General features: G+C 65.6%; 14 protein-coding genes. 11 read left to right on the top strand and 3 right to left on the bottom strand.

The window, feature by feature from the left end:
• Positions 1 to 105: 105 nt before the first annotated feature.
• Entirely contained in the window at positions 106 to 1341 is a 1236-nt protein-coding gene (locus tag DD559_RS18860) for a TetR/AcrR family transcriptional regulator (protein ID WP_116470533.1), read from the bottom strand.
• 141 nt (positions 1342 to 1482) lie between these two features.
• Here DD559_RS18860 and DD559_RS18865 point away from each other — a divergent pair, with 141 nt between their 5' ends.
• The 6 genes from DD559_RS18865 (at position 1483) to DD559_RS20425 (ending at position 8079) form a co-directional block, all read left to right on the top strand.
• Entirely contained in the window at positions 1483 to 2766 is a 1284-nt protein-coding gene (locus tag DD559_RS18865; RefSeq protein ID WP_116470534.1) for an acyl-CoA dehydrogenase family protein, read from the top strand.
• Positions 2767 to 2806: 40 nt separating this feature from the next.
• Positions 2807 to 3823, top strand: a complete 1017-nt coding sequence (locus tag DD559_RS18870; protein WP_240610344.1) for a phosphotransferase family protein — start codon at positions 2807 to 2809, stop codon at positions 3821 to 3823.
• The gene (locus DD559_RS18875; RefSeq protein ID WP_116470536.1) at positions 3820 to 4620 is read left to right on the top strand and encodes an SDR family NAD(P)-dependent oxidoreductase; all 801 of its coding nucleotides are present in this window, start codon (positions 3820 to 3822) and stop codon (positions 4618 to 4620) included. Before DD559_RS18870 ends, DD559_RS18875 begins: the two co-directional genes overlap by 4 nt.
• Before the next feature lie 130 nt (positions 4621 to 4750).
• Positions 4751 to 6325, top strand: a complete 1575-nt coding sequence (locus DD559_RS18880) for a GH39 family glycosyl hydrolase (protein ID WP_116470537.1) — start codon at positions 4751 to 4753, stop codon at positions 6323 to 6325.
• A gap of 124 nt (positions 6326 to 6449) precedes the next feature.
• Entirely contained in the window at positions 6450 to 7658 is a 1209-nt protein-coding gene (gene manD, locus DD559_RS18885; RefSeq protein WP_116470538.1) for a D-mannonate dehydratase ManD, read from the top strand.
• 37 nt (positions 7659 to 7695) lie between these two features.
• Positions 7696 to 8079, top strand: coding sequence for a DUF7218 family protein (locus tag DD559_RS20425; protein ID WP_368389690.1), 384 nt, complete (start codon positions 7696 to 7698; stop codon positions 8077 to 8079).
• Between the two features lie 5 nt (positions 8080 to 8084).
• Here the strand turns inward: DD559_RS20425 and DD559_RS18895 are convergent, their stop codons facing one another.
• Positions 8085 to 9203, bottom strand: coding sequence for a lysozyme inhibitor LprI family protein (locus tag DD559_RS18895; RefSeq protein ID WP_133243861.1), 1119 nt, complete (start codon positions 9201 to 9203; stop codon positions 8085 to 8087).
• Positions 9204 to 9303: 100 nt separating this feature from the next.
• Between DD559_RS18895 and hisI the strand changes: the two genes are divergently transcribed.
• From hisI to DD559_RS18920, 5 genes are all read left to right on the top strand, one after another.
• Positions 9304 to 9666 (top strand): phosphoribosyl-AMP cyclohydrolase, encoded by a 363-nt coding sequence (gene hisI / locus DD559_RS18900; protein WP_116470540.1) that lies wholly within the window; start codon positions 9304 to 9306, stop codon positions 9664 to 9666.
• Positions 9663 to 10160: a hypothetical protein gene (locus tag DD559_RS18905; RefSeq protein ID WP_116470541.1), complete on the top strand. Its 498-nt coding sequence runs from the start codon at positions 9663 to 9665 to the stop codon at positions 10158 to 10160. The genes hisI and DD559_RS18905 overlap by 4 nt, the downstream gene beginning before the upstream one ends.
• Positions 10161 to 10227: 67 nt before the next feature.
• Positions 10228 to 10593: a hypothetical protein gene (locus DD559_RS18910; protein ID WP_116470542.1), complete on the top strand. Its 366-nt coding sequence runs from the start codon at positions 10228 to 10230 to the stop codon at positions 10591 to 10593.
• Positions 10594 to 10638: 45 nt separating this feature from the next.
• Complete coding sequence (locus tag DD559_RS18915; RefSeq protein ID WP_116470543.1) at positions 10639 to 11067, top strand: MerR family transcriptional regulator; 429 nt, start codon at positions 10639 to 10641, stop codon at positions 11065 to 11067.
• A gap of 26 nt (positions 11068 to 11093) precedes the next feature.
• Positions 11094 to 12896 (top strand): acyl-CoA dehydrogenase C-terminal domain-containing protein, encoded by a 1803-nt coding sequence (locus DD559_RS18920; RefSeq protein ID WP_116470544.1) that lies wholly within the window; start codon positions 11094 to 11096, stop codon positions 12894 to 12896.
• Here the strand turns inward: DD559_RS18920 and DD559_RS18925 are convergent.
• On the bottom strand, positions 12893 to 14155 hold the full coding sequence (locus DD559_RS18925) for a cell wall hydrolase (RefSeq protein WP_240610346.1): 1263 nt from the start codon (positions 14153 to 14155) through the stop codon (positions 12893 to 12895). The genes DD559_RS18920 and DD559_RS18925 overlap by 4 nt on opposite strands.
• Positions 14156 to 14332: the final 177 nt, after the last annotated feature.

The following is a 14332-nucleotide window of genomic DNA, read 5'->3' on the forward strand; positions in this document are numbered from 1 at the left end:
GGGGAGGAAAGCATGGGGCCGGCGCGATATGCGCCGGTCCCTTTTTTTCGGGGCGCGAGCGCCGGTGCGCGTGAGCGCCTGGAACGTCGATGTCCGGAAGCAATCTCAGCGGTGCAGCACCCGATCGTCGAACAGGCCGAAGGCGAGGGTGGAGGCATAATAGGCGACGGCGCGTTCGCGCGGCATCGTTCCTGCCCATTTCCGCATGTCGAAGGCAGCGTTTTGCAGCGCCATCAATGCCTGACTTGCGACCAGCGGGTCGATCGGACGGATCGATCCTTCGGCAATGCCATCGGACAACATGCCGGCAAAACGTCGTGCGATGCGGTTCGATCGATCGAGCATGATCGCGCGTACATTGACCGGAAGACCGGAGAGTGCCGTCGTGCGCAGCAACGGGCCGCGTTCGGAGAACTGGTAATCGAGCAAGGTGGCGATCGTGCTCTCCAGTCGGTCCCAATAGCTGCCCTGGGCGCGCTCTGCGAGCCGCTGGGCTTCGACGAGGATATCGAAGCTGCGTTTGTAGCATGCGGTGACGAGATCGTCTTTCGCATCAAGATGGTGGTAGAAGCTGCCTTTTGTCACGTTGAGTTCGGAGGCGATCCGCTGCACCGACGCCCCGCGATAGCCCAGTTCGTTGATCAGTCGTGTGGCCGCGAGCAGAAACGCTTCGCGGCCGGGCTCGGGTTCTTCATGGACCAGCTCGAACAGGCGCGGTTGCCAGCGCTGGCCGGGGGCAGCAATGCCATGGCGAAACACGTCCATCAGTCGCGCCTCGACACGGGGATATTCGTCGAGCTCGTAGCGGGACATCCACGCGTTCAGCCAGAAGCTGTTTTCGAGCAGGACATGCGCGCGGGCGCCGCGCAGGTCCGTCTGCGCGCGGTTGCCGTCATTGCCCCACAGGCTGCGGGTCTTGCGGAAAACGTTGCGCCATCCGGTAAGTAGCTTGCCCTTGATCGGCTCTTCCATTGCCCGCAGGTCGGAGAGGATGGCGACGGCCTGCTCCTCGCCGCGGCTGATTTTCTCCAGCCGCTCCATGTTGATCGCGAGAAACCTGGCGACGCGCGCTTCCGGCGTGGACTCCGCCAGGGCCCGATCGAGGATTTCGTCCAGCCAGGCGAGTGTCTGCTCGAAGGCGGCGGCGGCCAGGTCTTCCTTGCGCTTGAAATAATAGGTGACCGACGTGGTGTTGAGCCCCACCCGGCGGGCGACATCGGCGAAGGTCATCCCTTTCGCGCTTTGTTCGTTGATCGCGGCTGCGGCTGCGGCCAGGATGGCGTCGCGCTTGGCCTGGAAACGCTTGGTGCTGCCGGGTTCGATCTTGGTGGGGGAGTCCATGGTGGTTAGCTTAGCTGTTTCCGTCCGCCGCTAAAATGGTTTTTTGAAGGTTGCGTAGGGCAATTTTGCCGCTGGCCAGCCCTTTACCGAATATCCGGTACGCTATAAGCCTGGGGCAAAGAACCACGGGAGAGCGATGCGATGGACTTCACGCTGAGCGCGCGGCAGGCCGAATACCGCGATCGGGTGCGGGCCTTTGTAGATGCGGAGATCCGGCCGCGCGACCCGGCCTATCGGGCGGCGGCTGCGGCCGGAGATCGCTGGGCGGTCAATCCCGTACTGGAGGAGGTGAAGGCTGCCGCCAAGGCGCAGGGACTGTGGAACCTGTTCATGCCGCCGCATTCGGGGCAGTCGCATGTCGACGAAAGTTTCCGCTTCGAAGGGGAGCAGCTGACCAACCTCGAATATGCCCTGTGCGCGGAAGAGATGGGCCGAATGGACTGGGCATCGGAGGTGTTCAACTGTTCGGCGCCGGATACCGGCAACATGGAAGTGCTGCACCGTTATGGTACGCGCGCGCAGAAAGATGCCTGGCTGGCGCCGCTGATGCGCGGCGAGATCCGCTCGGCGTTCCTGATGACGGAGCCGGCGGTCGCATCCTCCGATGCGACCAATATCGAAACGCGGATCGAACGGGATGGCGACCATTACGTCATCAACGGACGGAAATGGTGGTCGTCGGGCACGGGTGATCCGCGGTGCAAGATCGCGATCGTCATGGGCAAGACCGATTTCGGGGCTGCGAAACATGCCCAGCAGAGCATGATCCTGGTGCCGCTCGATACGCCGGGCGTCACGATCGAGCGGATGCTTTCGGTGTTCGGGTATGATCATGCACCGCATGGCCATGGCGAAGTCTCGCTCCGCGATGTGCGGGTGCCGGTGGAGAATCTCCTGCTCGGCGAAGGCCGGGGATTCGAGATCGCGCAGGGGCGTCTTGGCCCCGGGCGCATCCATCATTGCATGCGTACGATCGGCGTTGCCGAGGCGGCGATTGCGGCGATGGCGAAGCGGCTTGTGGGGCGTGTGGCGTTCGGCAAGCGCATCGCCGATCACTCGATTTGGGAGCAGCGAGTCGCCCGCGCGCGGATCGATATCGAAATGACCCGGCTGCTGTGCCTGAAGGCCGCCGACATGATGGACCGGGCCGGCAACAAGGCTGCACAGCAGGAAATCGCGATGATCAAGGTGCAGGCGCCGGCCATGGCCCTGCAGATTCTGGACGATGCGATCCAGGCGCATGGCGGCGCCGGGGTGAGCGACGATTTCGACCTGGCCCATCATTGGGGCAGCATCCGCACGCTTCGGCTGGCAGACGGGCCGGATGAGGTCCATGCCCGTGCGATCGCTCGGGCGGAATTCGGCAGATATGCCGCGCTGCGGGCGGAAAGCCCGTCATCGGGTGACCTCGGGGTCAGCCGGTGAACGGGGCGGGCAGGGGCTTTGTCCAGGCGGCAGGCGCGCGGTGAGCGATCTCGACGAAACCCGCCTGCTGGCCTGGTGCGTGGGCCATGTGCCGGGCTTTGCCGGGCCGATCCACGTCGTCAAATTTCCCGGCGGGCAGAGCAATCCCACCTACCGCGTCGATGCGGCAACGGGCGCCTATGTGCTTCGGCGCAAGCCTTTCGGGCCGATCCTGGCCTCGGCGCACGCGGTCGACCGCGAATATCGACTGCTCTCCGCCTTGTATCCATCCGGCTTCCCCGTCGCGCGGCCCTATGCGCTGTGCGAGGACGTCCAGGTGATCGGCGCTCCCTTCTACCTGATGGAAATGGTGGAGGGGCGGACCCTGTGGGATGGCGCGCTGCCCGGCATGGCCGCGGGCGAGCGGACGGCTTTGTACGAAGCGCTGGTGGACACATTGGCGCGACTCCATCGCATCGATCCTGCAGCCGTGGGGCTGGGGGACTATGGCAAGACCGGCAATTATTTCGCGCGGCAGGTCGAACGCTGGACGCGGCAATACCGGGCAAGCCAGACCGACGATCTGCCGGAGATCGAGGCGCTGATCGCCTTTCTACCGCGCACCGTGCCGGAGCAGACCGGAATCAGCATCGTCCATGGCGACTATCGCATCGACAATGTTCTCTTCGCACCCGATCGTCCGGAGATATTGGCGGTGCTGGATTGGGAGCTTTCGACACTGGGCGATCCGCTGGCCGATTTCTCCTACTTCCTGATGAACTGGGTAACGCCACCGGATGCGCGATCGGGCGTGCAGGGGCTGGCGGGGGTCGAAACTGGCATCCCGACCATGGAGGCGATGGTGGCGCGATATTGCGCGGCTACCGGCCGCGCCGGCGTGCCCGATCTTGATTGGTACTTTGCCTATAACTTCTTCCGGTTGGCGGGCATCGTCCAGGGCATCAAGAAGCGGATGCGGGATGGCAATGCCTCCAGCGCGCAGGCCGCAGCCACGGTGGAACGGCTGCCGGGCCTGGCCGCGGCCGCCTGGAATTTTGCGCAAAGGGCGGGGGCATGACGCGCCAATCCTTCGATTTCTCCGGCAAGGTAGCCGTGGTGACGGGTGCTGCGTCGGGCATCGGCCGGGCGACGGTCCGGGCGTTTGCTGCGGCAGGGGCGATGGTCGTCGCCGCGGATCGGTCCGCGCGGGTGCACGATGCGGTATCCGGCCTGGGACAGGCGCTCGCGATCGAAATGGATGCTGGCGATGAAGCGGACGTGGAGCATCTCGTCGCGGCGGCCTGCCATCGCTTTGGCGGTCTCGACATCTTTTATGCCAATGCCGGGATTGCGGGCGGTACGGCCGGCGTTCTGGACGCAAGCGCAGCGCTTTGGGCGGAGGTGCTGCGGGTGAATCTCATCGGTCCGGCGTTGGCGATCAAGCATGCGGCACCGCGCATCGTAGAGCGGGGCGCCGGGGCGATCTTGTGTACCGCAAGTGTGGCCGGGATACGTTCCGGGGCGGGGGGAACGCCATATTCGTCGTCCAAGGCGGGCGTCATCAGCCTGGTGCAGACGGCGGCGCAGCAGCTTTCCGGCTCCGGCGTACGCGTCAATGCGATCTGTCCCGGCCTGATCGAGACCGGCATGACCGAGCGCGCGTTCGATTATGCCCGGGAGCGTGGCAAGGAAGACCAGCTTGGCCGGCTCAACCCGCTGCGGCGTGCCGGCGCACCCGAGGAGATTGCGTCGGTCGCCCTGTTCCTGGCGTCGGACGCGGCATCCTATATCAACGGTCAGGCCATCGCTGTGGATGGTGGCCTCTCTTCCAGCCACCCGGTGACGCGGCAGGCGTTCGGCAGAGCGGCATTCTGAGGGCAAAGCCCCGGCCTCGTCGCGAACGCGACCGGATCGCTGCAGGCTTGTTTTGGCCGTGCGAACGGCGCTACCATGGTAGCGCTAACGAACAACGCCGTCGCGAGGCGGAAGCACGGAGGGGATTGGAATGCGCAACGGATATGCGGGGATCGCACTCGCCTTGGCAGCGGCGGGCGCGGCGATGCCGGCAATCGCGCAGCCCGCGGCCCCGGCACGGATCCTCCGGCTGGACGTGGCCAAGCCGCAGGGCCCGGTGGACCGCTTCTTCGATTTGTCGGTCGGCTCGGACTTTCCCGGCACACTGGCTCGCGCGGACAGTCAGGGGCAACTCGCCACGGCGGTTCCCGAACTCGGCTTTCGGATGATCCGTTTCCACGGGATCTTTCACGATGTGCTGAAGACGGTGCGGCAGCAGCCGGATGGCACGATCGCCTATGACTGGACCGGCATCGACCGGCTGTATGACGATCTGCTGGCGAAGAAGATCAAGCCGTTCGTCGAACTTGGCTTCACGCCCGAAGCGCTCAAGACCTCCGATAACAGCATCTTTTACTGGAAGGGCAACACGTCGCACCCGAAGCTGGGGCCGTGGCGCGATCTGGTCGATGCCTTCGCGCGCCACCTGATCCAGCGCTATGGCGTGGCGGAGGTCCGAACCTGGCCGTTCGAGGTTTGGAACGAGCCGAATCTGGAGGGCTTCTGGGAAGGGGCGGACCAGAAGGCCTATTTCGAACTCTACGATGTCACGGCGCGGACGCTGAAGGCCGTTGATCCGGCGCTGCGGGTCGGCGGTCCGTCCACTGCCGGCGCGGCCTGGGTTCCGGCGTTCCTCGCCCATGTGGCGGGGGCCCAGGTGCCGATCGATTTCGTGACGACGCATACCTACGGTGTCGATGGCGGCTTCCTCGATGAGAAGGGCGAGAAGGACACCAAGCTTTCCCCGAGCCAGGACGCGATCATCGGCGATGTGCTGAAGGTGCGCCGCGAAATCGCTGCCTCGCCCTTTCCCAGGCTGCCGCTCTACTTCACCGAATGGAGTACGAGCTATACGCCGCGCGACGCCGTGCACGACAGCTATGTCAGCGCGGCCTACATCCTCACCAAACTGAAGGCCGTGCAGGGTGCCGTTCAGGCGATGAGCTACTGGACGTACAGCGATCTGTTCGAGGAATCGGGGCCGCCGCCCGCGCCTTTCCATGGTGGCTTCGGGTTGATGAACCGCGAAGGCATCCGGAAGCCGGCCTGGTTCGCCTACAAATATCTCAACGCGCTGCGGGGCGAGACGCTCGCAACGGGCGACTCGCACAGCATGGCGGCGCGGGACGGTGCGCGCGTGGTGGCGCTGGTCTGGGATTGGCATCAGCCCGCGCAGGCGGTTAGCAACCGGCCCTTCTATACGCGTATCCTGCCGTCCAAGCCGGAGGCGCCAGCCGCGCTCACCGTCTCGGGCCTGAAGCCGGGGCGCTATCGCCTGCGGGTACATCGCACCGGCTATCGAAACAACGACGCCTATTCCGCCTATATCGACCTTGGGATGCCGAAGACGTTGACCGCGGCGCAACTGCGCCAGTTGCAGGGGCTGACGCGCGACCTGCCCGAAATCGACAAGGTCGTGCGTGTGGGCACGCGGGGCAGCTTCGCCTATCGCCTGCCGCTTGCGACCAACGACCTGGCGCTCGTAACGCTTGAGCCCGCGCGTTGAGGAATGATTAGGGGCCGTCGGATAATTTGATCGCGGCTCGGGTCTGGCCAATGTCGGTGGTATTGACATTATGGGCTAAATTGGTCAGGCCTTTTGTCGGTTTGCGCTTAGCAGGGGTTATTCCATGAAGATCGTTTCGGCTAAGGTCATCGTGACCTGCCCGGGCCGTAATTTCGTCACGCTCAAGATTCAGACGGATCAGGGTGTCTATGGCATCGGCGACGGGACGCTGAACGGCCGCGAACTGGCGGTGGTCTCCTACCTCGAAGACCATGTCATCCCGTGCCTGATCGGCATGGACCCGCGCCGGATCGAGGATATCTGGCAGTATCTGTATCGCGGCGCCTATTGGCGGCGCGGCCCGGTGACGATGCGCGCGATCGCGGCAGTCGACATGGCGCTGTGGGATATCAAGGGCAAGATGGCCGGGATGCCGGTCTATCAGCTGCTTGGTGGCCGCAGCCGCGACGGCGTCATGGTCTATGGTCATGCCAATGGCAGCGACATTGCCGAAACCGTCGACGCCGTCGGCCAGTATATCGACATGGGCTACAAGGCGATCCGCGCGCAGACCGGCGTGCCCGGCATCAAGGACGCCTATGGCGTCGGCCGCGGCAAGCTCTATTACGAGCCCGCCGATGCGGCTTTGCCCTCGGTCACTGGCTGGGACACGCGCAAGGCGCTGAACTATGTGCCCAAGCTGTTCGAGAAGCTGCGGGAAACCTATGGCTTCGATCACCATCTGCTGCACGACGGCCACCATCGCTATACGCCGCAGGAAGCCGCGAACCTCGGCAAGATGCTGGAGCCGTACCAGCTGTTCTGGCTGGAAGATGTGACGCCGGCGGAGAACCAGGAAGCGTTCAAGCTGATCCGTCAGCACACCGTTACGCCGCTCGCCGTCGGTGAGATCTTCAACACGATCTGGGACGCCAAGGATCTGATCCAGAACCAGCTGATCGACTATATCCGCGCGACCGTGGTCGGTGCCGGCGGCCTGACGCATCTGCGTCGTCTTGCCGATCTCGCCAGCCTGTATCAGGTCCGCACCGGCTGCCACGGCGCGACCGATCTGTCGCCGGTCACGATGGGATGCGCACTGCATTTCGATACCTGGGTGCCCAATTTCGGCATTCAGGAGTATATGCGCCATTCCGAGGCGACCGACGAAGTGTTCCCGCACGATTACCACTTCGACAAGGGCTATCTGTTCTGCGGCGAGGCGCCGGGCCACGGCGTCGACATCGACGAGGAACTGGCGGCGAAATATCCGTACAAGCCGGCCTATCTGCCGGTTGCCCGCCTCGAAGACGGGACGATGTGGAACTGGTGATGCATGGTTCGCTCCGGGCATCGGCTCCGGAGCGCACATGCTTCGCGGCGGAAGGGTTGGGGTCGGCGGTTTCGCCGGCCCTTTTCCGTTTGCCGCCACCACCCTGTCTCCCGGAGGCAGGGAGCGTTTCCGGGCCTCGCCGGTTTTCCTTGCTGGCCTTGGGAGAATGCGTGTGGCGAAGGATCACGGTTCGCACATCAAGAACGATGCCCTGTACGAGACGCTGCGTGGCGAAGGGGCCTCCAAACAGAAGGCGGCGCGTATCGCCAATGCCCAGGCGAACGGGCGCCTGGATCCCGCGGGTGGAAGGCTGGAAGATCGTACCAAGGCCGAATTATACGATACGGCCAGGAAAATCGGCATCGAAGGGCGTTCGCAGATGGACAAGGCCGCGCTGGTGAAGGCCATTCGCGCGCATTGATCCCTTCAGTTGCAGCTATGGGCGTCCTCCAAAATCTGCGTTAGCGCGTCGTGCGCCATGGCGGTGGCCGCAGCCGGCGCGCGGTGCAGATGGGTGACGTAATAGGTGGCAAGGTCGCGCGCCACGGCGCTGGTCTCGGCCCGGCTGACGCCTTTTCGTGTGGGAAGCGTCTTCGATGTTACGTGGGGTGCGAACCCCAGCCTTGCCTGGTCGATGTCGCGGTTGAACCCGCGATAGATGGCGTAGCGGATCGTGCCGTCGCATTCGGGCCAGCTGCGAAACAGCTTCGTCCTGAGCGCCTCCAGGGCGGGCAGCGGCGGCAGGCTGTCGCCGCAATCATTTCCGATAACGAAATTGTCCATCGTCGAACCGAATACCGGGCCGGTGGCATTCAGCAGCTTCGGATGGCGGACGATCGCCGCGCAGGGAAGCATCCGCGGCATATCGGCAAGCTTGGGCTCGTCGAGATAGGGGCCGAGGACATTGAGGAAGGCGGCGAAATGCTGGTCGGATCGGAACACGTCGCCGATCGCCCGGATCGTGATCCCGTCTTGCCCGGTGGTTTGCAGAATGGCATTGCCGAACGATTGGTGTTCCTCCGTCTGAAGCGCGGTCAAATACGGTTGCAGCAGCGTTGCGATGCGGTTCCGGCTGCGCGCTCGTTCCGGTGCGGCCCAGTTCGCATGCAACGGCGCCTCGGACCAGAGCTGGACGGCCTCGAGAATGGGAGCGAAGGCGGGGTCCCCGCGGCGCAGGATCGGAAGCGCGGTGTTCGGGGCGCTGATCAAGGCAGCGATTGCCAGTTCCTGGTTGCGAACCGCATAGCGCTGGGCAAGGCAGGCCGCGGCTGGCAGGGACGGGCGGGGGGCCGCCGCACAATCCCGCATTCCCTGTAGCGCGGTGCGCTGGACCGCGAGCTGGTTGGAGGGGCCGGCCCCGAACGCGCTTTGCTTCGCAATCCCGAACAGCTGCGCCATTTCGCGATCGAGCGCGCTAAGGTTCGGATCGGCGCAGATCGTTTTCTCGATCGGCGTGTTCGCGGTCGAGCAGGCGAAGCTGGGGCCGCTTTCCGCCTGCGTCGGGGCTGCCATCAGTGCAAGCGGGGCCAGGACAGATAGGATCAAGGTGGTTTCCCTTCGTGCGCAGGATGCACGAACCCTTATTACGCTCCGTATCGGGATGCGAGGGATGACGATCCCGTCGAACCCCGCTAGAGCAACCGCCGTGACCGACATTCGCGAAACGGGCGCCGCGCTCGACCCGAAATACGATGCCAACGGCCTGATCACCGCCGTCGCCACCCACGCCACCACCGGCGAGGTGCTGATGCTCGCCCATATGAATGCCGAGGCGCTGGCGGTGACGCTGGAGACCGGCAAGGCGACCTTCTGGTCGCGCAGTCGCGGTCGGTTGTGGACCAAGGGCGAGACCTCGTGCCATTTCCTCCAAGTCGTCGAAGCGCGGATCGATTGCGACCAGGATGCGCTCTGGCTGCGCGTCGAGCCGCATGGCCCCGCCTGCCACACCGGCGCGCCGAGCTGCTTCTATCGTCGCATCGAGAACGGAGCGCTGGTGCGCGACGCATGAGGCTGGGAGGGCTGGCGCTGCTGCTGGGGCTTGCGGCCTGTGGCGGGCCCGCCAGTGCGCCGCCGTCGAACGCGTCCCTGGATCTCGAAACGGCGGCAATCCAGCGCGGGCTGGTGCGCGATCCCAAGGACATGAGCATCGTCGGCAGTTATGCGCGAGGGCCCGATCGACTGTGCATCGTGCCGGACGGCGCGGGGCGCCGGATCGGCATCGTCATCGAGTATGGCGCGGGCAATGGCTGCCGCGCGATCGGCGCTGCGCGGCGCACCGGCGACGGGCTTGACCTGGTGCTCGGCGGAGATGGCGCCTGCCGTTTCACCGCGCGCTATGACGGCGATCATCTCGCCCTCCCGGGTGCGTTGCCCAAGGCATGTGCGCTGCTATGCACCGGCCGGGCCGCGCTTGCGGGGGCGCAGTTCGTGCGGCTGGGCGAGTCGGTGGCCGAGGCACAGGCGATGCGCGACGCCGACGGCCGCCCCCTCTGCGGCGAGTAGACCGGCCGCCTGCATGTGATATCCTCCCGATGGCGGCAGCTAGAGTCTGCCCTTTTGGAGAGTGCCGATGCGTATTCTGCTCCTTGCCAGCACCCTTTGCCTGCTTCCACTCGCGCCAGCATCCGCCCAGATCTGGGGTGGCCCCGTGCCCGCCAGTGCCGGTGGCAGCGCCGCTGCGCGCGGTATCCAGATCGCCCCGCAGCCGCGGAGCGCGCGTAGCGAGATCCGCGCCGGCGAGCGCAGCGGCCAGCTGACCCGGGGCGAGGCCAGGCAGCTTCGGCGTGCGGGCGGAGGCAACACCGCGCTTGCCGATCGGATCGGGCGGGATGGCCTCAGCGAGTCGGAAGCCGCCGAGCTCGATACCCGCGCGCTCCTGCTGCACGAGGACATTGTCCGTGCCCGCTCGAACGGTGTTTCGCGCCCGAAGAAATAGCGCTGCGTGCTTGACGTTCACGTAAAGGTAAACTAGAAAGGAGGCATGACCGCTGCTGCCTTTCCGATCGAGGCCTTGGCGCCGATCGAACCGCGTCCGGACCGCGACGCCTTTTCCATTTCGGACCTGTGCGCCGAGTTCGGCGTCACGCCGCGCGCGCTGCGTTTCTATGAGGATGAAGGGCTGATTTCGCCGGAGCGGCGGGGCACCCAGCGCATCTACACGCACCGCGATCGCGCCCGGCTCGCCTGGATCCTGCGCGGCAAGCGCGTCGGCTTCAGCCTGGGCGAGATCAAGGAGATGATCGATCTCTACGATCTGGGCGACGGCCGGCGCGTGCAGCGCCAGGTGACGCTGGAGCGCTGCATGGACCGCATCGCCCATCTGGAAGCGCAGAAGCGCGATATCGATGCGCACATCGCCGAACTCGCCCAGTTCGTCGACCTGATCAAAAGCAAAGACAACGAGCACTAAGAACAACGAGCACCGAGGAACCTGAAATGCCGCAGTTTACGCCCCCCGTGCGCGACACGCGCTTCGTTCTCGATCGGGTCATCGGGCTCGATCGCTACACCAACCTGCCGCACTTCCAGGCGGCGACCCCCGACGTGGTCGATGCGGTGCTGGAGGAAGGCGGCAAGTTCGTCGCCGAGGTCCTCTTCCCGATCAACCATAGCGGCGACCAGCAGGGCTGCACCCGCCACCCCGATGGCAGCGTGACCACGCCCGACGGCTTCAAGGAAGCCTATGCCCAGTTCGTCGAGAGCGGCTGGTGCACGCTGAGCGCGCCGCCCGAATTCGGCGGCCAGGGCATGCCGCACATCGTGGCGACGGCGTTCCAGGAATATATGATCTCCGCCAACATGGCCTTCGCGATGTATTCGGGGCTGGCGCATGGTGCGATCTCGGCACTGCTGGTCAAGGGCTCGGAGGCGCAGAAGGCCAAGTATGTGCCGAAGATGGTCTCGGGCGAATGGGGCGGCACGATGAACCTGACGGAGCCACAGTGCGGCACCGATCTGGGCCTGATCAAGACCAAGGCCGAGCCGAATGCCGACGGATCCTACAGCATCACCGGCACCAAGATCTTCATTTCGTCGGGCGAGCACGACCTGACCAGCAACATCATCCATCTGGTGCTGGCCAAGACGCCGGGCGCGCCGGACAGCACCAAGGGCATCTCGCTGTTCGTGGTGCCCAAGTTCCTGGTGAACGACGACGGCTCGCTGGGCGAACGCAACGCCGTGACCTGCGGCTCGATCGAGCACAAGATGGGCATCCACGGCAACTCGACCTGCGTGATGAACTATGACGGCGCGAAGGGCTGGCTGGTCGGCGAGGAGATGAAGGGCCTGGCCGCGATGTTCATCATGATGAACGCCGCGCGGCTGGGTGTCGGCCTGCAGGGCCTCGGCATCGCCGAAGTCGCGATGCAGAACGCGGTCCAGTACGCCGGCGACCGCCGCCAGGGCCGCGCGCTGACCGGGCCGCAGGAGCCCAATGAAAAGGCCGACACGCTGTTCGTCCACCCGGATGTCCGCCGCATGCTGATGGAGGCCAAGGCCCAGATCGAGGGTCTGCGCGCGCTGTGCCTGTGGGGCGCGCTCCAGGTCGACATGGAACATGCCGCGCCGACCGAGGAGGAGCGCCAGCTCGCCGGCGACCTGATCGGGCTGCTGACCCCGGTGATCAAGGGCGTCGGCACCGATATCGGCTACAAGGTCGCGACCGATTGCCAGCAGGTCTATGGCGGCCATGGCTATATCGCCGAATGGGGCATGGAACAGTATGTCCGCGATGCCCGCATCGCGATGATCTACGAAGGCACCAACGGCGTACAGGCGATGGATCTGGTCGGCCGCAAGCTGGCGCTGAACGGCGGTCGTGCCGTGCAGGCCTTCTTCCGCGTCGTCGGCGAGGAAATCGCGGCGGCCAAGGGCAATGAAAAGCTCGCAGGCTTCGCGGAAGCCCTCGAAAAGGCGCTGGGCCATCTGCAGGGCGCCACCATGTGGCTCGCGCAGAACGGGTTCAAGAACCCGAACGAGGTCGGCGCGGGCGCCTATCCCTATATGCAGCTGACCGGGCTGGTCGCGCTCGGCCTGATGTGGCTGCGCATGGTCAAGGCGGCGAGCGAGGCGCTGGCGCAGGGCGCCGAGGATGTCGCGTTCCTCGAGGCCAAGCTGGTCACCGCGCGCTTCTATGCCGAGCGGTTCCTTCCCGATGCCAGCGGCCTGCGCCGCAAGATCGAGGCGGGCAGCGAGAGCGTGATGGCGCTCGACCCGGAGATGTTCCGGGCGGCCTAATCGCTGCTTGCGGTTGAAGGGGCCGGCGTCGCGGGAGCCGCGGCGCCGGCCTTGTTCTGTGCGGCTGGCTTGCGGCGGACGCCGTCGAGCGGCGACACGTCCGGGCTGGGCGGCAGCGCGGGAGGCGGCGCCGGCGCAGCCTGGCGGCGCATGCATTGGGCAGGGTTGGGCCGACGGAACTGTTCGCAGTTCCACAGCGCCTTCACATATTGCACCCGCTCGTCGCGGAGATAGCTGAACGACATCGCCGCCGCCTGCTCGCCGGTGGGGGGCAGGCGGGCAGGTTTTCGCGCGGGATCGCTCCACGCCATGAACTTGCAATAGGGCCGGTCCCCACAGGTCCGCAGCGCGATGGCCGGGTAGAGATCGGGCAGCATGTCGTCCGGCAGCGTCACCAGGAAGACGTTCTGGTCGCCGGCGACGGACGCCGGCAGCGCGCTTTCCGGAAGCGATGCGGCCACCTTCTGCACGTCGAACAAGAGCCCGGTCGCGCCCGGATCGCCCAACGGGGCGGTTTCCGCGGCCGTCGCGCCCTGATGGGTGGGGGAGAGTTTGCCGAGCAGGGCGATCTGCGGCTCTTCGGCGATGTAGCTGCGGTTGAAAGCGGGCGGGGTGCCCCACCATCCGGCCCAGCGGAAGAACAAATGGCTATGCAGCGCGACGATCTTGTCGAGGCTCGCGCTCCAATAGGGCACCACCCAATCGGTATGGTAATGGGTCGCGTGGCCGACGGGGCGGAACACCGCGCCGTGCAGCGCCATCGTCGCGATCGCGCGGGCGCGGGCCCAGGCGGCGGGCGTCGGCGACCAGCGCTGCAGCGCGCCGTCGCAGCTGAAGGTGAACTGGCAGCCCGTGCTGCGCTCCGATCCCTGAAACACAACCCCGCACACCGTTTTTGGGAAGGCGGGATGGCGGATGCGGTTCAGTACCACCTGGGCCACCGCCCGTTCGCCCACCGCATCGTCACCCGCCTCATAGACTTCAGCCGCGGCGAGGCAATCGATCGCGCGTTGCTGGCTTTCGACGCTGCCTGAAAGGTGGAACGGCCGCGCCGCCGGGTTCGGATCGGTGGAGAAGGGGATAGAAGCGTTGAATGCCCGCGCATCCTCGGGCGACAGATCGGCGATCGCGACGGGCTCGACCGGCGGCAGCTCCTCCTTGGGGACGACGCGGTTGGCAAGCGCAACCGGCGGGACGCGGTGGGGCCGTCGGGGCAGCTGCCTGGGCGCGTTGATCACCAGCAGGGTCGGTATCGCCAATGCAGCAAGCGCGATGATGCCGATAAGCAGGCGAAGCCAGGCGGGAACGGATGGGGAGGAAATATTGGGCGTCACAGGCGGTTGTGGCGTTCTCGATCGAGGGAGGCCGCCTGTATCCGAAAGCATGCGTCGTGGAAACAGCGGCCGGGACCACGGTTGAAACGGAACCGATACGGT

This window comes from Sphingomonas pokkalii (genome assembly GCF_003096275.1).
Lineage (GTDB): Bacteria > Pseudomonadota > Alphaproteobacteria > Sphingomonadales > Sphingomonadaceae > Sphingomonas > Sphingomonas pokkalii.

Bases quoted from the DNA above. Each gene is read 5' to 3' on its own strand.
- DD559_RS18860 (WP_116470533.1), bottom strand. From the start codon at position 1,341: ATGGACTCCCCCACCAAGATCGAACCCGGCAGCACCAAGCGTTTCCAG.
- DD559_RS18865 (WP_116470534.1), top strand. From the start codon at position 1,483: ATGGACTTCACGCTGAGCGCGCGGCAGGCCGAATACCGCGATCGGGTG.
- DD559_RS18875 (WP_116470536.1), top strand. From the start codon at position 3,820: ATGACGCGCCAATCCTTCGATTTCTCCGGCAAGGTAGCCGTGGTGACG.
- DD559_RS18880 (WP_116470537.1), top strand. From the start codon at position 4,751: ATGCGCAACGGATATGCGGGGATCGCACTCGCCTTGGCAGCGGCGGGC.
- manD (WP_116470538.1), top strand. From the start codon at position 6,450: ATGAAGATCGTTTCGGCTAAGGTCATCGTGACCTGCCCGGGCCGTAAT.
- DD559_RS20425 (WP_368389690.1), top strand. From the start codon at position 7,696: ATGCTTCGCGGCGGAAGGGTTGGGGTCGGCGGTTTCGCCGGCCCTTTT.
- DD559_RS18905 (WP_116470541.1), top strand. From the start codon at position 9,663: ATGAGGCTGGGAGGGCTGGCGCTGCTGCTGGGGCTTGCGGCCTGTGGC.
- DD559_RS18910 (WP_116470542.1), top strand. From the start codon at position 10,228: ATGCGTATTCTGCTCCTTGCCAGCACCCTTTGCCTGCTTCCACTCGCG.
- DD559_RS18915 (WP_116470543.1), top strand. From the start codon at position 10,639: ATGACCGCTGCTGCCTTTCCGATCGAGGCCTTGGCGCCGATCGAACCG.
- DD559_RS18920 (WP_116470544.1), top strand. From the start codon at position 11,094: ATGCCGCAGTTTACGCCCCCCGTGCGCGACACGCGCTTCGTTCTCGAT.